The 22287-nt window shown below is 74.7% G+C and carries 17 protein-coding genes and 2 tRNA genes; 14 read left to right on the top strand and 5 right to left on the bottom strand.

All coding sequences use genetic code 11. The features are described 5' to 3' along the window. Positions 1 to 258: 258 nt before the first annotated feature. The 5 genes from ACZ7N4_RS05715 (at position 259) to ACZ7N4_RS05695 (ending at position 6972) form a co-directional block, all read left to right on the top strand. A complete protein-coding gene (locus tag ACZ7N4_RS05715) occupies positions 259 to 1152 on the top strand; it encodes an FAD binding domain-containing protein (RefSeq protein ID WP_471354133.1) in 894 nt (297 codons plus the stop codon). Continuing rightward, on the top strand, positions 1149 to 3200 hold the full coding sequence (locus tag ACZ7N4_RS05710) for a (2Fe-2S)-binding protein (RefSeq protein ID WP_471354131.1): 2052 nt from the start codon (positions 1149 to 1151) through the stop codon (positions 3198 to 3200). The genes ACZ7N4_RS05715 and ACZ7N4_RS05710 overlap by 4 nt, the downstream gene beginning before the upstream one ends. Beyond that, positions 3197 to 5506 (top strand): xanthine dehydrogenase family protein molybdopterin-binding subunit, encoded by a 2310-nt coding sequence (locus tag ACZ7N4_RS05705; protein ID WP_471354129.1) that lies wholly within the window; start codon positions 3197 to 3199, stop codon positions 5504 to 5506. The genes ACZ7N4_RS05710 and ACZ7N4_RS05705 overlap by 4 nt, the downstream gene beginning before the upstream one ends. Next, positions 5503 to 5631, top strand: a complete 129-nt coding sequence (locus ACZ7N4_RS05700) for a hypothetical protein (protein ID WP_471354127.1) — start codon at positions 5503 to 5505, stop codon at positions 5629 to 5631. Before ACZ7N4_RS05705 ends, ACZ7N4_RS05700 begins: the two co-directional genes overlap by 4 nt. A 183-nt stretch (positions 5632 to 5814) precedes the next feature. Next, positions 5815 to 6972, top strand: coding sequence for an SUKH-4 family immunity protein (locus tag ACZ7N4_RS05695; RefSeq protein WP_471354124.1), 1158 nt, complete (start codon positions 5815 to 5817; stop codon positions 6970 to 6972). A 109-nt stretch (positions 6973 to 7081) separates the two neighbouring features. Here ACZ7N4_RS05695 and ACZ7N4_RS05690 read toward each other — a convergent pair. Together ACZ7N4_RS05690 and ACZ7N4_RS05685 are read right to left on the bottom strand one after the other, a co-directional pair. Further along, a tRNA-Cys gene (locus ACZ7N4_RS05690) sits at positions 7082 to 7156 on the bottom strand. An 18-nt stretch (positions 7157 to 7174) separates the two neighbouring features. After that, positions 7175 to 7272: transfer RNA gene (locus ACZ7N4_RS05685), tRNA-OTHER, on the bottom strand. Between the two features lie 175 nt (positions 7273 to 7447). On the opposite strand from ACZ7N4_RS05685, the gene ACZ7N4_RS05680 reads away from it, so the two are divergent. The 4 genes from ACZ7N4_RS05680 to dapE all read left to right on the top strand — a co-directional run bounded on the left by ACZ7N4_RS05680 (position 7448) and on the right by dapE (position 12999). Continuing rightward, positions 7448 to 8896: an MFS transporter gene (locus tag ACZ7N4_RS05680; RefSeq protein ID WP_471354122.1), complete on the top strand. Its 1449-nt coding sequence runs from the start codon at positions 7448 to 7450 to the stop codon at positions 8894 to 8896. A gap of 154 nt (positions 8897 to 9050) precedes the next feature. Next, entirely contained in the window at positions 9051 to 10850 is a 1800-nt protein-coding gene (locus tag ACZ7N4_RS05675; protein WP_471354120.1) for a DEAD/DEAH box helicase, read from the top strand. A 296-nt stretch (positions 10851 to 11146) separates the two neighbouring features. After that, positions 11147 to 11788 (top strand): IclR family transcriptional regulator, encoded by a 642-nt coding sequence (locus tag ACZ7N4_RS05670; protein WP_030347782.1) that lies wholly within the window; start codon positions 11147 to 11149, stop codon positions 11786 to 11788. A gap of 155 nt (positions 11789 to 11943) precedes the next feature. Further along, complete coding sequence (gene dapE, locus ACZ7N4_RS05665) at positions 11944 to 12999, top strand: succinyl-diaminopimelate desuccinylase (RefSeq protein WP_471354117.1); 1056 nt, start codon at positions 11944 to 11946, stop codon at positions 12997 to 12999. Here the strand turns inward: dapE and ACZ7N4_RS05660 are convergent. Beyond that, positions 12980 to 14548, bottom strand: coding sequence for a PucR family transcriptional regulator (locus tag ACZ7N4_RS05660; protein ID WP_471354115.1), 1569 nt, complete (start codon positions 14546 to 14548; stop codon positions 12980 to 12982). The genes dapE and ACZ7N4_RS05660 overlap by 20 nt on opposite strands. 104 nt (positions 14549 to 14652) lie before the next feature. On the opposite strand from ACZ7N4_RS05660, the gene ACZ7N4_RS05655 reads away from it, so the two are divergent. The 3 genes from ACZ7N4_RS05655 to ACZ7N4_RS05645 are packed head-to-tail and all read left to right on the top strand — an operon-like array spanning position 14653 to position 17357. Next, positions 14653 to 15402, top strand: coding sequence for a chorismate synthase (locus ACZ7N4_RS05655; protein WP_471354113.1), 750 nt, complete (start codon positions 14653 to 14655; stop codon positions 15400 to 15402). Beyond that, positions 15399 to 16508 (top strand): o-succinylbenzoate synthase, encoded by a 1110-nt coding sequence (gene menC, locus ACZ7N4_RS05650; RefSeq protein WP_471354111.1) that lies wholly within the window; start codon positions 15399 to 15401, stop codon positions 16506 to 16508. Before ACZ7N4_RS05655 ends, menC begins: the two co-directional genes overlap by 4 nt. Before the next feature lie 57 nt (positions 16509 to 16565). Then, entirely contained in the window at positions 16566 to 17357 is a 792-nt protein-coding gene (locus ACZ7N4_RS05645; RefSeq protein ID WP_471354109.1) for a S16 family serine protease, read from the top strand. Between the two features lie 153 nt (positions 17358 to 17510). On the opposite strand, the gene ACZ7N4_RS05640 is transcribed toward ACZ7N4_RS05645, so the two are convergent. Then, positions 17511 to 18014 (bottom strand): Lrp/AsnC family transcriptional regulator, encoded by a 504-nt coding sequence (locus ACZ7N4_RS05640; protein WP_471354107.1) that lies wholly within the window; start codon positions 18012 to 18014, stop codon positions 17511 to 17513. 122 nt (positions 18015 to 18136) lie between these two features. Between ACZ7N4_RS05640 and hppD the strand changes: the two genes are divergently transcribed. After that, a complete protein-coding gene (hppD, locus tag ACZ7N4_RS05635; protein WP_471354105.1) occupies positions 18137 to 19285 on the top strand; it encodes a 4-hydroxyphenylpyruvate dioxygenase in 1149 nt (382 codons plus the stop codon). Positions 19286 to 19293: 8 nt separating this feature from the next. Here the strand turns inward: hppD and ACZ7N4_RS05630 are convergent, their stop codons facing one another. After that, positions 19294 to 20772, bottom strand: a complete 1479-nt coding sequence (locus ACZ7N4_RS05630; RefSeq protein WP_471354103.1) for a tetratricopeptide repeat protein — start codon at positions 20770 to 20772, stop codon at positions 19294 to 19296. 92 nt (positions 20773 to 20864) lie between these two features. On the opposite strand from ACZ7N4_RS05630, the gene ACZ7N4_RS05625 reads away from it, so the two are divergent. Next, positions 20865 to 22271, top strand: coding sequence for an FAD-binding oxidoreductase (locus tag ACZ7N4_RS05625; RefSeq protein ID WP_471354101.1), 1407 nt, complete (start codon positions 20865 to 20867; stop codon positions 22269 to 22271). The last annotated feature ends 16 nt before the right edge of the window (positions 22272 to 22287 follow it).

Here is a 22287-nt window from a genome sequence, read left to right as displayed (position 1 = left end):
TGACGGCGGGGTTTTCGCGTCACCCGCCGGGTAACGGGAAAACCCCGTCACCCTCACCGAAGAGTGGCAATCGGTGCGCACCGGTGATGCCGTGCGAAAACGGACCATCTCCCTGGTGAGGTGGGCGAATGCCTCCTAGCGGACCCCCGCGTTCGAGCGTTGCGAAGATGTGCCAGAGTTGCGTCGTCCGCCCTGTCAGCACGTACCGTACGGCAACACAGGCGGGACCAGGTGGGGCAGCGGGAAGGGGCAGCCGGTTTGACCACGCACGCACCGCAGGCGGCGCAGGCCGTCACCTTGCCCACGACACTGGACGAGGCCGTGGCGGCCCTGGCCGCCGTGCCCACGGCCGTTCCCGTGGCGGGCGGCACCGACCTGATGGCCGCCGTCAACTCCGGCCAGCTCCGGCCGTCCGCGCTGGTGGGCCTCGGCCGGATCAGCGAGATCCGCGGCTGGCAGTACCAGGACGGCCACGCGCTGCTCGGCGCGGGCCTCACACACGCCCGCATGGGCCGCCCCGACTTCGCGGCCCTCATCCCGGCGCTCGCCGCCGCCGCGCGCGCCGCGGGCCCGCCGCACATCCGCAACGCGGGCACCCTGGGCGGCAACATCGCCTCGGCCGCCCCCACCGGCGACGCGCTGCCGGTGCTGGCCGCGCTGGAAGCGACCCTGATCATCGCGGGCCAGGGCGGAGCCCGCCGGGAGATCCCGGTGTCGCACCTGCTGGCCGGCGTGGACATGCTGCGCGGCGGCGAACTCATCGGCTACGTGCGCGTGCCGCTGCTGCACGCCCCGCAGGTCTTCCTGAAGGCCACCGGACGCACCGGCCCGGGCCGCGCGCTGGCCTCCGTGGCCCTCGTCCTCGACCCCGCCCGGCGCGGCGTGCGCTGCGCCGTGGGGGCCATAGCGCCGATGCCGCTCAGGCCCCTGGAGGCCGAGCAGTGGGTGGCGCGGCTCATCGACTGGGACAACGACCGCGCGCTCGTCCCGGAGGCCCTGCACGCCTTCGGGGAGTACGTCGCCGCGGCCTGCATCCCGGACCCGGCCCCCGAGCCCGACGGCTCGGTGAGCCCGCTTCCGCCCGCCGTACTGCACCTGCGGCGCACCGTCGCCGCGCTGGCCCGACGAGCACTGGGGAGGGCGCTGTCGTGACCGACGACCAGCACGGAGAGGGCACGCCCCAGGGCGGCGGGCGCTGGGACCCGCTGCCCCAGGGCGACTACGACGACGGCGCCACCGCCTTCGTCAAACTCCCCGAGGGCGGCATCGACGCCCTGCTGTCCGGCGACAGCCCGTTGGCCGCGCCGGGACACGGCTACGTGCCGCCGCACATCGCCGCCACGCACACCGACGGCGCCGGGGACACCTGGCCCGCGCCCGGGAGCGGCGGCCAGTGGCCCGACCCGAACGCCGTCCCGGCCCCGCCGCAGGCCGCGGACGACCGGTTCACGTACCAGCCCGCCGCCACCCAGCACTGGACCTTCGAGGAGCCCGCGGCCCCGGCCGCCCCGGGCCACGACGTCACCGGGCAGTGGTCCATCCCGGTCGCCGGCGGCGACCTTCCGGACGAGTCGGGCGAGTACACGACGTCCTCGCTGGTCGAGCAGTGGGGCGGCACCCCGCCGGCCACGCTGCCCGGCGGCGCGCCGGCGCCCTGGGCGACGGACGGCGCGGGCCACGCGTGGGACCACGCGGCGCCCCGGCCGGCCGCCCCCGCGCAGGACATCGACGACCACCCGGCCCACACCGGCCACACGGCCGTACCCGGTCACGCGGCCGTACCCGAGCACACCGGCGTGCCCGACCACACCGGGGCGCACCCGGCCGGGGACGGCCCGGCCCCCGCTCCGGACGCGTACGGGTACGTTCCGCGGGCCACCGACCACCTCGGCACCGGGGACGCCGGGGACACCGGCAACGTCGAGGACGCCGACACGCCCGGCGGCACGGGCGAGCACGCCGCGGCGCCCGAAGCGGATGCCCACGGCCTCGCCGAAGCCCCTGAGCGCCCCGCTGACGCCCCCGCGGGCCACGAGCAGCCGACGGATCCCGCCGACGCGCCGGAGCCCGCCACGCCGCCGGCCGCGGCGGAGGCAGGGGATCCTGAGGCCCCCGCCGAGGCCCCGGAGACGCCCGCGCCCCCGGCCGGAACCGCCGTAACCGAGCCCGCCGCCGAGGCCCCCGCCCCGGACGCCGTCCCCTCCGAGGACGCCGCCGCCGACGAGGACCCCGCCGTCGGCGAGGACCCCGCGCACGAGGACGCGACGCACGCGCCCGAGGCCGCCGGGGAGCCGGCCGAGGCAGCCGATGCGGCCGACACCGCCGATGCGACCGACACCGCCGAGGCCGCCGAGACCCCGCCGCCGCACGAAGACCACCCCCTCGCCTCCTACGTCCTGCGCGTCAACGGCACCGACCGCCCGGTCACCGACGCCTGGATCGGCGAGTCCCTGCTGTACGTGCTGCGGGAGCGGCTCGGCCTCGCGGGCGCCAAGGACGGCTGCTCGCAGGGCGAGTGCGGGGCCTGCAACGTGCAGGTCGACGGCCGCCTGGTGGCCTCCTGCCTGGTCCCGGCGGTCACCGCGGCCGGCAGCGAGGTGCGGACGGTCGAGGGCCTGGCCGTCGACGGGCAGCCCTCCGACGTACAGCGCGCCCTCGCCCGCTGCGGGGCCGTGCAGTGCGGCTTCTGCGTGCCCGGCATGGCGATGACCGTGCACGACCTGCTGGAGGGCAACCCGGCGCCGACCGAGCTGGAGACCCGGCAGGCCCTGTGCGGCAACCTGTGCCGCTGCTCGGGCTACCGGGGCGTCGTGGAGGCCGTCAGGGAGGTCGTCGCCGAGCGCGAGGCGTCCCACGCCGGTCCGCAGGACGAGGCGGACGAGGCGCGCATCCCGCACCAGGCGGGCCCCGGCGCCGGCGGCGTCCACCCGTCGGCGTTCGAGGCACCGGGCGCGTTCGACACCCCGCAGGCACCGGAGCCGTACGGCACCCACGACGCCTACGACACACCGGACGCCTACGACCCGCCCGACGCCTACGACACACCGGACGCCTACGACCCGCCCGACGCGTACGGCACGGCGGACGCCTACGACCCGCCCGACGCGTACGGCGCCCCGGGCGGCTACGACCCGGACCCGTACGGCCCCCCGCCGGGCCCGCACGACCAGCACTACGGCCAGGACGGAGGCCAGGTGTGAGCAACGAAGCCGGCATCACGACCACCGCCGCGGAACCCGCCCCCGAGGCCGAGCCGTCGGCGCACGGCATCGGCGCCTCCCTGCCGCACGCCGACGCCCGCGCCAAGACCGAGGGCACGTTCCCGTACGCGGCCGACCTGTGGGCCGAGGGCCTGCTGTGGGCGGCCGTGCTGCGCTCCCCGCACGCGCACGCGCGCATCGTCTCCATCGACACCTCCCACGCGCGCGAGATGCCCGGCGTCCGCGCCGTCGTCACCCACGAGGACGTGCCCGGCACGCCCCGCCACGGCCGGGGCACGCCCGACCGGCCGGTGTTCGCCTCCGAGGTCGTGCGCCACCACGGCGAGCCCATCGCGGCCGTGGCCGCCGACCACCCGGACACCGCGCGGATGGCCGCCGCCGCCGTCATCGTCGAGTACGAGGTCCTCGACCCGGTCACCGACCCCGAACACGCCTTCGAGGCCGAGCCGTTGCACCCCGACGGCAACCTGATCCGGCACATCCCGCTGCGCCACGGCGACGCGGAGGCGGTCGGCGAGGTGGTGGTCGAGGGCCTGTACCGCATCGGCCGCCAGGACCCGGCCCCGATCGGCGCCGAGGCCGGCCTCGCCGTGCCGCGCCCCGACGGCGGGGTGGAGCTGTACCTGGCCTCCACCGACCCGCACACCGACCGCAACACGGCCGCCGCCTGCTACGGCCTGCCCCCCGATCGAGTGAAGATCGTCGTCACCGGGGTGCCCGGCGCCACCGCCGACCGCGAGGACCAGGGCTTCCAGCTCCCGCTCGGTCTGCTCGCGCTGAAGACCGGCTGCCCGGTGAAGCTGACGGCGACCCGCGAGGAGTCTTTCCTCGGCCACGCCCACCGGCATCCGACGCTGCTGCGCTACCGCCACCACGCCGACGCCGAGGGCAAGCTGGTGAAGGTGGAGGCGCAGATCCTGCTGGACGCGGGCGCGTACGCCGACACCTCCGCCGAGGCGCTGGCCGCCGCCGTCTCCTTCGCGTGCGGCCCCTACGTCGTCCCGAACGCCTTCATCGAGGGCTGGGCCGTGCGCACCAACAACCCGCCCTCCGGGCACGTGCGCGGCGAGGGCGCCCTGCAGGTGTGCGCCGCCTACGAGGCGCAGATGGACAAGCTGGCGAAGAAGCTGGCCCTGGACCCGGCCGAGCTGCGCCTGCGCAACGTCCTCGCGACGGGTGACGTCCTCCCGATCGGCCAGACCGTGACCTGTCCGGCGCCGGTCGCCGAACTCCTGCAGGCGGTACGGGACTTCCCGCTCCCGGCGCTGCCCAAGGACACGCCCGAGGAGGAGTGGCTGCTGCCCGGCGGCCCCGAGGGCGCGGGCGAACCGGGCGCGGTGCGCCGGGGCGTCGGCTACGGCCTCGGCATGGTCCACATGCTCGGCGCGGAGGGCGCCGACGAGGTGTCGACCGCGACGGTCAAGGTCCACGACGGCATCGCGACGGTGCTGTGCGCGGCCGTGGAGACGGGACAGGGCTTCACCACCCTGGCCCGGCAGATCGTCCAGGAGACCCTCGGTGTCGAGGAGGTCCACGTCGCCCCCGTCGACACCGACCAGCCGTCGGCCGGCGCGGGCTGCCGGGGCCGGCACACCTGGGTGTCGGGCGGCGCGGTGGAACGGGCGGCCAAGATGGTCCGCGCCCAACTGCTCCAGCCGCTCGCGCACAAGTTCGGCATGTCCACCGAGCTGCTCCAGATCACGGACGGCAAGATCACCTCGTACGACGGCGTGCTGTCGACCACCGTCACGGAGGCGCTGGAGGGCAAGGAGCTGTGGGCCACGGCCCAGTGCCGCCCGCACCCCACCGAGCCGCTGGACGCCGCCGGCCAGGGCGACGCCTTCGTGGGACTCGCCTTCTGCGCGATCCGCGCGGTGGTGGACGTCGACGTCGAGCTGGGCTCGGTGCGGGTGGTGGAGCTGGCGGTCGCCCAGGACGTGGGCCGGGTGCTGAACCCGGCGCAGCTGGCGGCGCGCATCGAGGCGGGCGTCACCCAGGGCGTGGGCATCGCCCTCACCGAGAACCTGCGCACCCCCCGCGGTCTGGTCCGCCACCCCGACCTGACCGGCTACGCCCTGCCGACCGCCCTGGACGCCCCCGACATCCGGATCGTGAGACTGGTCGAGGAACGGGACGTGGTGGCGCCCTTCGGCGCCAAGTCGGTCAGCGCGGTCCCGGTGGTGACGGCCCCGGCGGCGATCGCCTCCGCGGTCCGCGCCGCCACCGGCCGCCCGGTCAACCGCCTGCCGATCCGCCCGCAGGCGGCCGTGGTGACGGACCGGTGAGCACGCCACCGCCCGGGGAGCCGCGGTACGAACCGCCGCCCGGCGTGGGCAAGGTGTTCCTCTGGGTCCTGCTGTTCGTCCTGGCGGCGCTGGCCGTCGTCCTGGGCGGCGTCTACTTCACCTGACGGCCCGGCCCGCCGGAGTCGATCCCCGCGGGAGCGCAACGGACCCCGGCCGGCGTCCTCCCCGCTTGAGGGCCGTTGTCAGTGGGGCGGCGTAGTGTGCCGAGCGGTGGGGGCGTCTGCCCCGGGGCCGCGTACGACGGTGTGCGCGGGCCTGTCACGCCAGGGAAGATCGCAGGGGGAGCGATGAGCACGACCGACGCCGGCGTACCGGTGATCACGCTGACCGAGGCGGAGCTGGACCGCCACGTCTCGCACCCGCCGACGCGCGGCCTCCTCACGGGCGCCGGTCTGCCCGCGGAGACCGGGCTGCTGACCTTCTCCCCGCTGCGCACCCACGGCCTGCGCACGCTCGCCGACGCCGCCGACAGCCCCTTCGGCCTGGCGGAGGAGCTGCGCGGCCGCCTGGTGATAGGCGAACTCCTCGGCCCGGCCGGCAGGCAGCGCGAGTCGATCCTGCTCGACGGCACCACGGGCGAGCTGACGACGGCCTACCTCTTCGCCCCGTCCGCCCCCCGCCCCTTCGCGCCCTCCCTGGACACGCTGCTGCGCTTCGCCGCGGTCACCGAGGAACTGGCGGGCCTGCGCGGCCGGTTCGCCGCGCTGGCGGGGCGGTACGGCCCCGAGACGGTGACGGAGGCCTCCCGCCGCCTGCTCACCCTCTTCGAGGAGGGCACCGGCGGGGTGGTCCCGCCGTACTGGAAGGCGGCGGCCCTGATCCGCCCGCTCTCCCTCGTCGCCGGCCCCGGCACGGCGTCGGGCCTCACCCTGGACGTCCCGGCCCGCGTCCTCGACCAGGAGTTCGGGCACGGCAGGGTGGCCCGCTTCGAGGAGGTCGACTTCCCGAGGACGCTCACCCACGAGCCGACCCGCCGCTTCCTGCGCGAGACCGGCCTGCCGGAGGAGGCGGTCTTCTTCCACGCCGACACGGACGTCCCGCTGCCGACCCTGCGCGAGTACGTCACCGAGGAGCGCCCCGAACACCCCGCCGGGGAACTCCCGGCGCACTGCGATCACTTGATCCGTCTCGGCTGCCTCCCGGAGGGCAACAGCCTGGTGGTGGACGGCAGAACGGGCGCGGTCCTCACCTTCAGCGAGCCCGAGGCGACGCTCCACCCCCTCAACACCGACGTCTCCACCCTGGCGTTCACCCTCTGGCTCGTCCACCACGAGCGCACGATCGACGAACACCTGGGCCACGAGCTGGCGACCCACGCCTACGACCACCTCGTCGCCCTCATGGTCCACACCCTCCGGTCGGTCGACCCGGCGGGCACGCTCCCGGAGACGACCTGGCACTACTGGACGGAGCTCTTCCAGGACGAGGCGGGCGGCGTGTTCTGAGGCACGCCCCCTGCCGGACTCCCCGGCGAGCCCTCCCGCCCCCGGCCGCACACCCCGAAGGGCGGCACCCCGGGGGGGTACCGCCCTTGCGTCGCGCCGATCAGGGTCCTGGAGGCCGTGGCGGGAATCGAACCCGCGTAACTCGCTTTGCAGGCGAGCCCCTCAACCACTCGGGCACACGGCCGTGTTCACTTGTCGTTCTCGGCCGTGGCGGGAATCGGACCCACGTGACTCCCCGCGAGCGGAGCTCGCTGTCGGATGCAGCGCAGGCGAGCCCCTCAACCACTCGGGCACACGGCCGTGTTCGTGAGACGAACGTACGGGTCCCGCCGCAGGGGGCTCAAGGGTGGCGGCGGGGCCGCAACGGGACTGACACACCGCGTTCACGAAGGGGGTGGGTGTACGACCAAGGGCCTAGCGAGGGCGGGACTCCTGACAGGGGCCAAAGGGGGGCGTGGGCCTTACTCTGGCGGACATGAGTGCCCTTGAGTCCCGTGACCCCGCTGTTCTCGATCCGGTCGTCGAGCAGGACGGCGGTGTGCTGAGCAGGGCGTACCGGGCGCTGAGCATCGGGATCGTGTCGGTCGTGGTGCTGATCGCGTTCGAGGCGACCGCCGTGGGAACCGCCATGCCGGTGGCCGCGCGGGAGCTGGACGGGGTGGCGCTGTACGCCTTCGCCTTCTCCGGGTACTTCACGACCAGCCTGTTCGGGATGGTGCTCGCCGGGCAGTGGTCCGACCGGAGGGGTCCGCTGGGGGCGCTGACCACCGGTATCGGCGCCTTCGCCGCGGGCCTCGTCGTGGCCGGCACCGCCCAGGCGATGTGGGTGTTCATCCTGGGGCGGGCCGTGCAGGGACTCGGCGGCGGGCTCGTCATCGTGGCGTTGTACGTCGTCGTCGGGCGGGCCTACCCCGAGCGGCTGCGCCCCGCGATCATGGCGTGCTTCGCGGCGGGCTGGGTCGTCCCCTCCGTCGTCGGTCCCCTCGCCTCCGGCGCCGTCACCGAGCACGTCGGCTGGCGCTGGGTCTTCCTCGGCATCCCGGCCCTCGTCGTGTTCCCGCTCGCCCTCGCCCTGCCCCGGATACGGCGCAGGGCGTCCGGCCCGGTGGACGAGCGGGCCGGGGCCGAGCCCTTCGACCGGCGGCGGATCCGGCTCGCGCTCGGCATCTCCCTCGGCGCCGGGCTCCTCCAGTACGCCGCCCAGGACCTGCGCCCCCTGTCCCTGCTCCCCGGCCTGGCCGGGGCGGCGCTCCTGGTGCCGGCGGTGTCCGGGCTGCTGCCCCGCGGTACGTACCGGGCCGCCCGCGGGCTGCCCTCCGTGGTGCTGCTGCGCGGCCTCGCGGCGGGCTCCTTCATCACCGCCGAGTCCTTCGTGCCGCTGATGCTGGTCACCCAGCGCGGCCTGTCACCGACGCTCGCCGGGTTCTCGCTGGCCGCGGGCGGCGGGACGTGGGCGCTGGGCTCGTTCGTGCAGTCCCGGGCGCGTGTCGCGCCGTACCGGGAGCGGCTGCTGACCGTGGGGATGGTGCTGGTCGCCGTGGCGATCGTCACCGCGCCGAGCGTGCTCGTGCACGCCGTGCCCGTGTGGACCGTCGCCGCCGCCTGGGGCGTCGGCTGCTTCGGCATGGGCCTGGTGATCTCCTCCACCAGCGTGCTGCTGCTCCAGCTCTCCGCCCCCGAGGAGGCCGGCACGAACTCCGCCGCGCTGCAGATCTCCGACGCCCTCTCCAACGTCGTCCTCCTCGCGGCGACCGGCGCGGCCTTCGCCGCGCTCGGCGGCGGCAGCACCGCGGCCACCACCGCCACCGACGCCGACGGCGGGCACCCCGCCGCCTTCGCCGCCGTCTTCCTGCCGATGGCGGTGGTGGCGCTGGTGGGGGCCTGGGTGACCCGGCGGCTGCGGGAACGCGCACCGGCGCGGTGAGCGACGGGCCGGTGCGCGAGGGGCGGTTGGCGCGGTTGTGACGTGGCTCCCACCCGGGGGCGACCCGGGGCCGTTCGCGCGTGGACGAGAGGGCGGCGCCGGTAGGGTGGCCCGGTTGTCATACGTAGCCGCCCGACCCTGATTCACGGAGACCGTGACTACTACCGCCTCCTCCTCCGCTCACTCCCACCACCTCTCGCCCGCCTTCCCGGGCCGGGCCCCCTGGGGTACCGCCAGCAAGCTGCGCGCCTGGCAGCAGGGGGCGATGGAGAAGTACATCCAGGAGCAGCCGCGTGACTTCCTCGCCGTCGCCACGCCCGGCGCCGGCAAGACGACCTTCGCCCTGACGCTGGCCTCCTGGCTGCTGCACCACCACGTCGTGCAGCAGGTGACCGTGGTCGCGCCCACCGAGCACCTGAAGAAGCAGTGGGCCGAGGCCGCGGGCCGGATAGGGATCAGACTCGACCCCGAGTACAGCGCGGGCCCGCTCGGCCGGGAGTACGACGGGGTCGCCGTGACGTACGCCGGTGTGGGCGTGCGCCCTATGCTGCACCGCAACCGGGTCGAGCAGCGCAAGACCCTCGTCATCCTGGACGAGATCCACCACGCCGGCGACTCCAAGTCCTGGGGTGAGGCCTGCCTGGAGGCGTTCGAGCCCGCCACGCGCCGGCTCGCGCTGACCGGTACGCCGTTCCGCTCCGACACCAACCCGATCCCCTTCGTGACGTACGAGGAGGACAACGCGGGCATCCGGCGCTCCGCCGCCGACTACACCTACGGCTACGGCTCCGCGCTGGCGGACGGCGTCGTCCGGCCGGTGATCTTCCTGTCCTACAGCGGCAACATGCGCTGGCGGACCAAGGCCGGCGACGAGATCGCCGCGCGGCTCGGCGAGCCGATGACCAAGGACGCGGTCAGCCAGGCCTGGCGTACGGCGCTCGATCCGCGTGGCGACTGGATGCCGAGCGTGCTGCGCGCCGCCGACCAGCGGCTGACCGAGGTCCGCAAGGCGATCCCGGACGCCGGGGCGCTCGTCATCGCCTCCGACCAGGACTCCGCGCGCGCCTACGCCAAGCTCATCCGGGAGATCACGGGGACGAAGGCCACGCTCGTGCTGTCGGACGACGCCGGGGCCTCGAAGAGGATCGACGAGTTCAGCGCGAGCGACGACCGGTGGATGGTCGCCGTGCGGATGGTGTCCGAGGGCGTCGACGTGCCGCGGCTGGCGGTCGGGGTGTACGCCACCACCATCTCGACCCCGCTGTTCTTCGCCCAGGCCGTCGGCCGCTTCGTGCGGTCCCGGCGGCGCGGCGAGACCGCGTCCGTCTTCCTGCCGACCGTGCCCGACCTGCTGACCTTCGCCAACGAGATGGAGAAGGAGCGGGACCACGCCCTCGACAAGCCGAAGAAGGAGGGCGAGGAGGACCCGTACGCCGAATCCGAGAAGGAGATGGAGGAGGCGAACAAGGAGCAGGACGAGGACACCGGCGAGCAGGACATGCTGCCCTTCGAGGCGCTGGAGTCCGACGCCGTCTTCGACCGGGTGCTGTACGACGGCGCCGAGTTCGGCATGCAGGCCCACCCCGGCAGCGAGGAGGAGCAGGACTACCTGGGGATCCCGGGGCTGCTGGAGCCCGAGCAGGTGCAGCTGCTGCTGCAGAAGCGGCAGGCGCGGCAGATCGCGCACAGCCGGAAGAAGCCGGACACCGAGGCGGATCTGCTGGAGCTGCCGGCCGAGCGGCGGCCGGTGGTCACGCACAAGGAGATGATGGAGCTGCGCAAGCAGCTGAACACGATGGTCGGCGCCTACGTCCACCAGAGCGGCAAACCGCACGGGGTGATCCACACCGAGCTGCGGCGGGTGTGCGGGGGTCCGCCCAGCGCGGAGGCCACGGCGGGGCAGCTGCGCCAGCGCATCGCCAAGGTCCAGGAGTGGGCCACACGCATGCGGTGAGCGCCCGTCCCCGGCCGGGCTCGGTGTGCGTATCCGGACGAATGCAGGCAGGCCGGATCTGGTCTTGCCCGGATTCTGGACCAAGACTTCCGCTCAGCGAACCCCCTTCGCTACTGTCCGGCTACGCACACGCCCCGTGGCAGCGCCGCCGCGGAGCGCAGCCGTGAAGCGACTTGGCCCGGAGCCGCCGGGCCTCCTGCCGATCGGCGGCCTCTGAGGCGCGTCGCCGACGGGACTCGGTGACGCATCCGCCACCTCAGGGTCCCGCCGACCTCACCGCCGAAGGAGTGGGCGTCGTGACCGCGGAGACCTCTCAGACGCTCGACCGGGGACTGCGTGTCCTCAAGCTGCTGGCCGACACGGACCACGGGCTGACCGTCACCGAGTTGTCCACCAAACTGGGCGTGAACCGGACCGTGGTGTACCGGTTGCTCGCCACGCTGGAACAGCACGCGCTCGTACGACGTGACCTGGGCGGACGAGCCCGGGTCGGGCTCGGGGTGCTGAGGCTCGGGCGGCAGGTGCATCCGCTGGTACGGGAGGCCGCGCTGCCCGCGCTCAGGTCGCTCGCCGAGGACATAGGGGCGACGGCGCACCTGACCCTCGTGGACGGTTCCGAGGCGCTCGCCGTGGCGGTGGTCGAGCCGACGTGGACCGACTACCACGTCGCCTACCGGGCCGGATTCCGGCATCCGCTGGACCGGGGCGCGGCCGGCAGGGCGATCCTCGCCGCACGGCAGTCGCCCTCGGCCGACCCCGGGTACACCCTCACCCACGGCGAGCTGGAGGCGGGGGCGAGCGGGGCCGCCGCACCGCTGGTCGGGGTGACGGGCGTCGAGGGCAGTGTGGGCGTGGTGATGCTGGCGGACGCCGTGCCGGAGCGGGTCGGGGCGCGGGTGGTGGAGGCGGCACGGGAGGTCGCGGAAGCGCTGCGCTGAGCCCGGCCGGCAGTTCGACGCCCGTGCCGGCACCGGGCGGGGACGGATGTCACCTGCCCGCGGCCGAGCTCTTTGGCCACTTCTCCAACCGCGTCCCCCCGTCTTTGAGCCATCGGCCCACCCCCACCGGCCTCTCCCTCCCCATGATCGAAGGCATGACCGCCCTCGATCTCACTGCCGACGTCGTCACCCTCACCCGCGCCCTCGTCGACCTGCCCTCCGAGAGCGGGCAGGAGGCGCGGATCGCCGACGCCGTCCAGGCGGCTCTCCGCGCCCTGCCCCACCTCACCGTGGACCGCGTCGGCAACTCCGTCATCGCCCGCACCGGACTCGGGCGGGGCGAGCGTGCCCTGATCGCCGGGCACCTCGACACCGTGCCGGCCGCCGGGAACCTGCCCTCCCGGCTCGACGGCGGACGGGTGTACGGGCTCGGCGCCTGTGACATGAAGGGCGGCGTGGCGGTGGCGCTGCGGCTCGCGGCCACCGTGCCCGAGCCGGCCCGGGACCTCACCTACGTCTTCTACGAGTGCGAGGAGGTGGAAGGCGAGCGGAACGGGCTCGGCCGGATCGCCGCCGCCCGGCCCGGCCTCCTGGAGGAAGCCGGCCTCGCGCTCCTCATGGAACCCTCCGGCGCCGGCGTCGAGGCCGGCTGCCAGGGCATCCTCACCGCCGACATCGTCGTGAAGGGCGCCCGCGCGCACACCGCCCGCGCCTGGCAGGGCACCAACGCCGCGCACAAGGCGGGCCGGGTGCTCCAGCGGCTGGACGCGCACGTCCCCGAACGGGTCGTGATCGACGGGCTGGAGTACCGGGAGGGGCTCGGCGCCGTCGCCGTACGCGCCGGGGTCGCCGGGAACGTCGTACCGGACGAGTGTGTCGTCACCGTCAACTGCCGCTTCGCGCCCAGCCGTACGGAGGCGGAGGCGGAGGCGTACGTGCGCGGGCTCTTCCCGGAGTACGAGGTGCGGGTCACCGAGGTCGTCGGCGGTGCCCCGCCGCACCTGGACCGGGTGGGCCCGCTGGTCGCCGCGCTCGGGGACGGGCCCCGGGCCAAGCTGGGGTGGACCGACGTGGCCCGGTTCGCCGCCCTGGGCGTGCCCGCGCTCAACTACGGTCCCGGGGACCCGTCCCTCGCGCACACGGCGGGGGAGTACGTGCCCGTCGCGCACCTCCGGCGGTGCGAGGACCGGCTCAGGGCGTGGCTGCGCTGAGCCCCGCCAGAGTCCGCAGCTGCAGCCACAGCACCAGCCGTTCGTCGGGGTCGTCCAGGTCGATGCCGGTGTGCTGCCGGAGCCGGTAGCGGCAGGTGTTGGGGTGCACCGCCAGCAGCCGGGCCGCGCCCGCCATGTCGCAGCCCGCGTCGAACCAGCAGATGAGGGTGTGCGCGTATGCGGTGCCGTGCCCGGCGTCGTACGCCAGCACCCGCCGCCACCCGCCCGCGCTCAACTCCCGGTGCCCGGCCATCACCTCGGCCAGCCGCAGCAGCGTCACCCGGGCCCGCACCTCGTCCACCTCGGCCACCGGCAGCTCCGCGTCCAGCACCCGCAGCACCAGGTCCGCGTCCGCCCGCGAGCCCGCGAGCCCGCCCGCGTCCGGCACCACCTCGCCGAGCGCCGCCCGCACCGGCACCCTGAGCGCCTGCCCGGCCCGCGCCACGATGTCCTCGGCGAGCCCGCGGTGCCGCTCGCCGGGGCCCGGCAGCACCGCGTACACCACGCCGTCCAGCAGCACGCACGCCTGCCGGCCGTAGCGGGCCGCGCACTGCAGGCGTACGACGTCCAGCAGGCGCAGCGCGGTGCGTTCGGCGTCCGGGACGCTCGCGGCGGCGGCCGGCACGAACGCCGCCACCCGGGCCGGGCCGTCGACGCCGAGGCGGGCGGCGGCCGTCGCCGGGTCGTCCGCCGTGCCGTCCAGCAGCCGGCGCAGCAGGTCGCCGCCCCGGTGCCGGGCCAGCTCGCGGGCCGCCCGCGCCCGCAGAAGGAGCAGCGCGGCGGTGGAGGCACCCTGGGCGAGGGCGGTCTCGGCGTCCGGGGCGAGCGTGCCGTCGTCGACCACCCACACCGAGCCGAGGGTCTCCCCGCCGGCCCGTACCGGCATCGCCAGCCGGGGCAGGCCGGTGCCGGTCAGCGCGGGCAGCCGGACCGGCCGGTCGGCCGCGAACAGCCGCCGGTACTGCTCGGTGTTCTCCGCGCTGGCCGGTACCTGCCGGCCGAGGATGCCCTGCCTGCGGTCCTCGTCCACGGGCTGGCCGGGGACGGTGGAGTAGGCGAGGATCCGCTGACGCGGGTCCTCGACGGCGGTCGCCCCGCCCGTCGCGACCGCGACGGCGTCGGCCAGCGCGAACAGGTCCCCGAGCCCCGCGTCACCGGATGCGCCCCCGTCGTGCTCCGTGGGGACGCCACCGTGCCGCGCGGTGATCGTGGAGGCCAGCAGCAGATGGACCCGGTGCCAGGGCGCGTCCTCGGCGACCGACAGCAGGGCCACGCCGTGCGCCTCGGCCGCCGCGACCGGTCCGTCGGCGCCGCGCACCACCACCCCGGTCAGCCCGGCCCGCGCCGCCGCCTCCAGCAGCGGTCCCGCGTCCGCCGCCCGCACCCCGACCGCCAGCAGCAGCGCGCCGGGCTGCCGGGGGAGCGGGGCACCGCCGTCGTACAGGACCGCCTCGGTGACCGGGGCGCCGAGCCCGGCGGGAGCGGTGTGCAGACGCAGCCCGGAACCACCGGCGGGGTCCAGGAGGTCGCCGAGCGTGCAGGCGTCCATGGAGAGTCCTCGGGCAGACGGCTTGGCGGATGGTGCAACGAACGTACGCCTGGCTTGGCCGCACGCACAACACACACGCGTCCGGTGCCTCCGAGACTCGTCCCATGACAGCAGGAGCCACCATCCGCACCGTCCACGACGTCGCCGGGCTCGCGGCCGTCGCCGACCACCTCAGCGACGTCTGGCGCACACCCCGCACCGCCCCGCCCTACCCGGCCGAGGTCCTGCACAGCCTGGTGCACGCCGGCGGCGCGGTGCACGCCGTCCACGACGGTCCGCGGCTCGCCGGGGCGGCCGTCGCCGTGCTCGGCCCGGACCGGAGCACGTACTCCCTGGTCGCCGCCGCCGAGCCCGGTCTCGGCCCCGCCCTGAAGCGGGCCCAGCGGGACTGGGCCCTCGGCCTCGGCGCCCGCACCATGCGCTGGACCTTCGACCCGCTGGTCGGCCGCAACGCCCGCTTCAACCTGGTCAAGCTGGGCGCCGTCGGCACCGAGTACCTGGTCGACTTCTACGGCCCCATGGCCGACGGCGTGAACGACGGCGACGAGACCGACCGGCTGACGGTCACCTGGGACCTGACGGCGCCGGGGACGTCGTACGACGGCGAGCCGCGGGGGCCCGTGCTGCGGACCGCACCCGACGGCGGGCCGCTCCTCCGGCGGGCCGGCGGGCGGCTGTGGTGCCGGGTGCCGCGGGACGCCGTCGCGCTGCGCGCGGCCGATCCCGCGCTGGCGCTGCGCTGGCGGCACGCCGTGCGCGAGGTGTTCCTGGACGCCTTCGAGGAGGGGTTCCGGGCCACCGGGATGTCCCGAGACGGCTGGTACACCCTCGGCCGGACGGAGGAGGCCGCGTGAGGCTGGAGCGCGTGGAGATCGTGCACGTCGCGATCCCGTTGGTCACCCCGTTCCGTACGTCGTTCGGGACGATGACGGCGAAGGACACCTTCCTGCTGCGGGTCGTGACCGACGAGGCCGAGGGCTGGTCGGAGTTCGCCGCCGACCCCGAACCGCTGTACTGCTCGGAGTTCGTCGCCGGCGCCGAGCTCGTGCTGCGCGACTTCCTGGTGCCGCGCGTCGCCGCGCTGCCGCACCTCACCACGGCCGCGCTGGCCCCGGCCATGGCGGGGATCAAGGGGCACGAGCTGGCGAAGGCGGCCCTGGAGACGGCCGTGCTCGACGCCGAGCTGCGCGGCCACGGCATGCCGCTCGCCACCTACCTGGGCGCGGTACGGGACCGGGTGCCCGCCGGGGTGTCCGTCGGCATCAGGGACTCGGTGCCCGAGCTGCTGGACGACGTCGAGCGCTACCTCGCCGAGGGGTACGTCCGCATCAAGCTGAAGATAGAACCGGGCTGGGACGTAGAACCGGTGCGGGCGGTCCGCGAGCGCTTCGGCGAGGGCCTGCCCCTCCAGGTCGACGCCAACACCGCCTACACCCTCGCCGACGCCGAGCACCTGCGCCGGCTGGACGCGTTCGGACTGCTGCTGATCGAGGAGCCGCTGGAGGAGAACAACCTGTACGCCCACGCCCGGCTCCAGCAGCGCCTCGCCACCCCGGTCTGCCTGGACGAGTCCCTGCACCACGCCCGGGACACCGCGTCGGCGATCGCCCTGGACGCCTGCCGGGTGGTGAACGTCAAGCCCGCCCGCGTCGGCGGCTACCTGGAGGCCCGCCGCGTCCACGACGTCGCCCACGCGCACGGGGTGCCGGTGTGGTGCGGCGGCATGCTGGAGACCGGCATCGGACGGGCGCCGAACCTCGCCCTGGCCGCGCTGCCCGGCTTCACCCTGCCCGGGGACACCTCGGCGTCCAGCCGCTACTTCGCCGAGGACCTCACCGAGCCGTTCGTCCTCGAGGACGGCCACCTGCCCGTCCCCACCGGCCCCGGCATCGGCGTCGAGCCCCGGCGGGACGCGCTGCGCCGGTTCACGCGGGCGCGACGGGACCTGTACACGGCATGAGGAGCGGGTCCCGTACACGGCGCCGGGGGCAGGTGGCGGTCACGTTAGATTGAGTCCGTGCTCTCACGTCTCACACGCCCCCAGGCCCTCGCCGTCTGCGCGCTGCCCGTCGTGGCCCTGCTCGCCACGGCGGTGTTCGCGCCCCTGCCGTTCTCGGTGGCGCAGCCCGGCATGACGGCGAACGTGCTCGGCGAGAACAGGGGCACCCCGGTGATCTCCGTCTCCGGCGCGGCGACCCGCAGGACCAGCGGACAGCTGCGGATGACCACGATCGAGGCGACCGGCCCGGACACCCGGGTCTCCCTCGGCGACGTCCTCGGCAACTGGTTCCGCACCGACCGGGCCGTCATGCCGCACGACTCGGTCTACCCGAGCGGCGACACCGTCAAGGAGATCGAGAAGCACAACCAGGCGCAGATGCGGCAGTCCCAGGACGCGGCGACCCAGGCGGCACTGAGGTACCTGCGGCTCGGCCCCGACCGGGTCAGGGTCACGCTGAAGCTCGCCGACGTGGGCGGGCCCAGCGCGGGGCTGCTGTTCAGCCTGGGCATCGTCGACAAGCTGGACGGCGACGGCAGCGGCGGCGACCTCACCGGGGGCCGCACCATCGCCGGCACGGGGACGATCGACGCCGCCGGGAAGGTCGGCGCGGTGGGCGGGGTGGCCCTGAAGACGCAGGCCGCCCGCCGGGACGGCGCCACCGTCTTCCTGGTGCCGAAGGCGGAGTGCGCCGACGCCGAGGCCGAGCTGCCGAAGGGGCTGCGGCTGGTCCCGGTGACCACGCTCAAGGGCGCGGTCGACTCCCTGGTGGCACTGGAGAAGGGCAAGGGCACGGTCCCCAGCTGCTAGCCGCCCTGCCGTCCCCTGTTCCCCGGCCGTCCCGGCCGTCCGCGCCGCCTACCGATTCCGCTGCCCGCCGCCTGGCCATCTGCGCCGCCTGGACATCCCCGCAGCCTGCCGCCCGGCCGTCCGCGCCGCCTGCCCATCCCCGCCGCCCGCCGCCTACCCGTCCTTGCCGTCCGCCGCCTGGCCGCCCCTGCTGTCCGCCGCCGCCTGTTCCACCAGCGGGATGATCCGCAGCGGCACCGGGTTCTCCATGACGATCGTCGTGGACGCCCGGACGATGCCGTCGAAGCCGACGACCCGGTCGATCACCCGCTGGAGATCGGCGTTCGAGCGGGCGACCAGCCGGCACAGCATGTCCCCGCTGCCGGTGGTGGTCAGCAGCTCCAGCACCTCCGGCACGGTCGCCAGGTGCGTCCGTACGTCGGCTCCCTGGCCCTGCCGGATCTGGAGGGTGGCGAACGCGGTGACCGGGTAGCCGAGGGCCGCCGGATCCACCTGCGGACCGAATCCGCGGACGACCCCGTTCGACTGGAGCCGGTCCAGGCGCGCCTGCACCGTGCCCCGGGCCACCCCCAGCCGCCGGGACATCTCCAGCACCCCGATGCGCGGCTCCTGCGCCAGCAGCACGATGATCCGCCCGTCCAGATGATCGATCGCCACGGGACCCCCTGAGATGGTCAGACTGTACAGAAAGACCGCCGACACGGCCGTACCGCTGGTCAGATTGCCCAGCGATGAAGCGAACTATTGCGCACCTTGCAGAGCGGGGCCACCCTTCCGCTATGACGCAGACCACACACCACACTCCCGACACGACGGCCCGGCAGGACGACCCCTTCCCGGTCAAGGGAATGGACGCGGTCGTCTTCGCCGTGGGCAACGCCAAGCAGGCGGCGCACTACTACTCGACCGCCTTCGGCATGCGGCTGGTCGCCTACTCCGGACCGGAGAACGGCAGCCGCGAGACCGCCAGTTACGTGCTGGAGAACGGCTCCGCCCGCTTCGTCCTCACCTCGGTGATCAAGCCGAGCAGCACCTGGGGCCACTTCCTCGCCCAGCACGTGGCCGAGCACGGCGACGGCGTCATCGACCTCGCCATCGAGGTCCCGGACGCGCGCGCCGCCTACGCGTACGCGATCGAGCACGGCGCGAAGAGCGTCACCGAGCCGTACGAGACGAAGGACGAGCACGGCACGGTCGTCCTCGCCGCCATCGCCACCTACGGCAAGACCCGCCACACCCTGGTCGAGCGCGGCGGCTACGACGGCCCCTACCTGCCCGGCTACGTCGCCGCCAAGCCGCTCGTCGAGCCGCCCGCCCAGCGCACCTTCCAGGCCGTCGACCACTGCGTCGGCAACGTGGAGCTCGGGAGGATGAACGAGTGGGTGGCCTTCTACAACAAGGTCATGGGCTTCACGAACATGAAGGAGTTCGTGGGCGACGACATCGCCACCGAGTACAGCGCGCTGATGTCGAAGGTGGTCGCGGACGGCACCCTCAAGGTGAAGTTCCCGATCAACGAGCCCGCCATCGCCAAGAAGAAGTCCCAGATCGACGAGTACCTGGAGTTCTACGGCGGCGCCGGCGTCCAGCACATCGCGCTCAACACCAACGACATCGTGCAGACGGTCCGCACCATGCGCGCGGCCGGCGTCGAGTTCCTCGACACCCCGGACTCCTACTACGACACCCTCGGCGAGTGGGTCGGCGACACCCGCGTGCCGATCGACACCCTGCGCGAGCTGAAGATCCTCGCCGACCGCGACGAGGACGGCTACCTGCTGCAGATCTTCACCAAGCCGGTCCAGGACCGGCCGACGGTGTTCTTCGAACTCATCGAGCGCCACGGCTCCATGGGCTTCGGCAAGGGCAACTTCAAGGCCCTGTTCGAAGCGATCGAGCGCGAGCAGGAGAAGCGGGGCAACCTGTAGGGCCGGCCCTACTCGACGGGCGGCGGCTCCTCGGAGTCGTCGCCCAGCGCCCGCAACGCCTCCCGCGCCACCGGCACCCACAGCGGCGAGAAGTACGGGTTGGTCCGCAGCGCCTCCTCCAGATGGCGCCGCGCGGGTCCGAACCGCTCCAGCTCCGCCTCGATCACCCCCCGGTGGAACGCGTACAGCGCGCTGCGCACCCCGCCCCCCTTCGTCTCGTCCGTCGCGGCGGTCGCGTACGTCAGCGCCTCCTGGTCCTCGCCGGACCGGTGCAGCGCCCAGCCCAGCGCGTCGGCCACCTCGGTCCCCGGCTGGCGCCGCCACTCCTCCCGCAGCCGCTCCACCGCCTCCCGCGCGTCCCCGTGGTCCGCCTCGAACCGCCCGATCAGCAGCTCCTCGTCCACGCCGCCCGCCACCGACCGCCGTACCGCCTCCCGCAGCCGTGCGTACTGTTCCTCCGCGGGCCGCGGCTGGTCCAGCGACTCGTACAGCTCGCCCAGCTCCAGCAGGTCCTCCGGGTCCGGCCGGTGCGCGACGACGGCCCGGTACGCGGCCAGCGCCTGAGCCGTACGCCCCTGCGCGGCCAGGGTCCGCGCCCGTCCGGCCGCAGCCGCCCGCTGGTCGGGATCGAGGCGCAGCGCGGCCTCGAAGTGCCGCAGCGCGTCCGGCAGGTCCCCGCGCTCCCACGCCAGCTGCCCCACCCCGGCCAGCCAGGCGGCCTGCTCGGCGGGGGTGCGGGCGGCGGCCGCCGCGTCCGTCAGCTGGGCCACCGCGTCCTCGCGCCAGCCCCGGTCCCGGTACACCGCCGCGGCCCGCGCCCGCACGGCCGGCCGCTCCGCCGGACCCGTGCGCAACCCCATCAGCGTGTCCAGGGTGGCCCGGGCCTTCTTGTAGTCACCGAGCCCCGTGTAGGCGTCGATCAGCGGCGGATACGCCGACCACCGCTTCGGCGCCGCCTTCAGCGCCTGCTCGCCGTAGCTCTTCGCGGCCGGGAAGTCCCGGCGGGCCAGCGCCAGCGCGGTCAGGCCGTCCAACGCCTCGGTGTTCCGGCCGCCGCGCACCTCCAGCGAGGTCCGCAGCGCCCGCTCGGCCTTCGGGTAGTCCGCCGCGTCACCCGCCCGGCGCCCCCGCTCCACGTACGCGGACCCCAGCACCGCCCACGCCCGGGCGTCCTTCGGCCGCTCCCGCACCCGCTGCTCCTCGCGCCCGATCAGCGCGGTCAGCCCGGGCAGCGCGGCCGGCACCCCGTAGGTCACCGTGGTCAGCGCCTCCCGCGGAGCCCGCGGCGCGGCCTGCGGGCCGGCGGCGGGCGGCCGGACCGGACCGGGCCGCCGCTGCGGCTCCTGCGGCAGCAGCACCAGCACCCCGCCCGCGACGAAACCGCCCGCCAGCGCGGCGACCAGCACCCGCCGCAGCACCCGCCGGGAGCGGCGCGGTGCCGGGGGCTCGGAGATCAGGGACGTACCCACGCACTGCCGGTTGTCCATGGCGCTCACTGTGCGTCAGTACGACGAGCACATCCGGGTGGCCCAAGGACGGCACGGTCGGGGTTCACACCGATGGCCGTGAGTGCCACGCTGTGATCATGAGCCGTATCGAAGCACCGCGCGACGAGCACACGGGCAACCTCACCGACCGGCTCCTGGCCGGCCTTCCGCCCGAGGCGGTCCTGACCGACCCCGACGTGACCGCCTCCTACGGGCACGACATGGCGAGCTTCTGCCCGGCCGGCAGCCCCGCCGTCGTCGTCCTGCCGCGCACCGTCGAGCAGGTGCAGCACGTCATGCGCACCGCCACCGAGCTGCGCGTGCCCGTCGTCCCGCAGGGCGCCCGCACCGGCCTGTCCGGCGGCGCCAACGCCACCGACGGCTGCGTCGTGCTGTCCCTCACCAGGATGAACCGCATCCTGGAGATCAGCCCCGTCGACCGGATCGCCGTGGTCGAACCGGGCGTGGTCAACGCGGCCCTGTCCCGTGCGGTCGAGGAACACGGGCTGTACTACCCGCCGGACCCCTCCAGCTGGGAGATGTGCACCATCGGCGGCAACATCGGCACGGCCTCCGGCGGCCTGTGCTGCGTGAAGTACGGGGTGACCGCCGAGTACGTCCTCGGCCTGGACGTCGTCCTCGCCGACGGCCGCCTGATGTCCACCGGACGGCGCACCGCCAAGGGCGTCGCGGGCTACGACCTCACCCGGCTCTTCGTCGGCTCCGAGGGCTCCCTCGGCATCGTCGTCAGGGCCGTCCTGGCCCTGAAGCCCAAGCCGCCGCAGCAGCTCGTCCTGGCCGCGGAGTTCGCCTCCGCGGCCGCCGCCTGCGACGCCGTCTGCCGCATCATGGCGGGCGGACACGTCCCCTCCCTCCTCGAACTGATGGACCGTACGACGGTCAAGGCGGTCAACGACCTCGCGCACATGGGGCTGCCCGAGACCACCGAGGCCCTGCTGCTGGCCGCCTTCGACACTCCCGACCCGGCCGCCGACCTCGCGGCCGTCGGTGCCCTGTGCGAGGCCGCCGGCGCCACCCAGGTCGTCCCGGCCGAGGACGCGGCCGAGTCCGAGATGCTGCTCCAGGCCCGGCGGCTCTCGCTGACCGCGCTGGAGGCGGTGAAGGGCACGACGATGATCGACGACGTGTGCGTGCCCCGCTCCCGGCTCGGCGCCATGCTGGAGGGCGTGGAGCGGATCGCCGCCGAGTACGGCCTGACGATCGGGGTCTGCGCCCACGCGGGCGACGGCAACACCCACCCCACCGTCTGCTTCGACGCCCGTGACCCCGAGGAGTCCCGCCGGGCCCGCGAGTCCTTCGACGAGATCATGGCGCTCGGCCTGGAGCTGGGCGGCACGATCACCGGCGAGCACGGGGTGGGCGTGCTGAAGAAGGAGTGGCTGGCCCGGGAGATCGGCCCGGTCGGGGTGGAGATGCAGCGGGCGGTGAAACAGGTCTTCGACCCGCTGGGCATCCTGAACCCGGGCAAGCTCTTCTGACCCCGTCCCGGGGCCG

Source organism: Streptomyces sp. NPDC107654 (assembly GCF_055639035.1).
The sequence above is the reverse complement of the archived record's forward strand: the minus strand, read 5'-3'. Positions and strand labels throughout refer to the sequence as shown.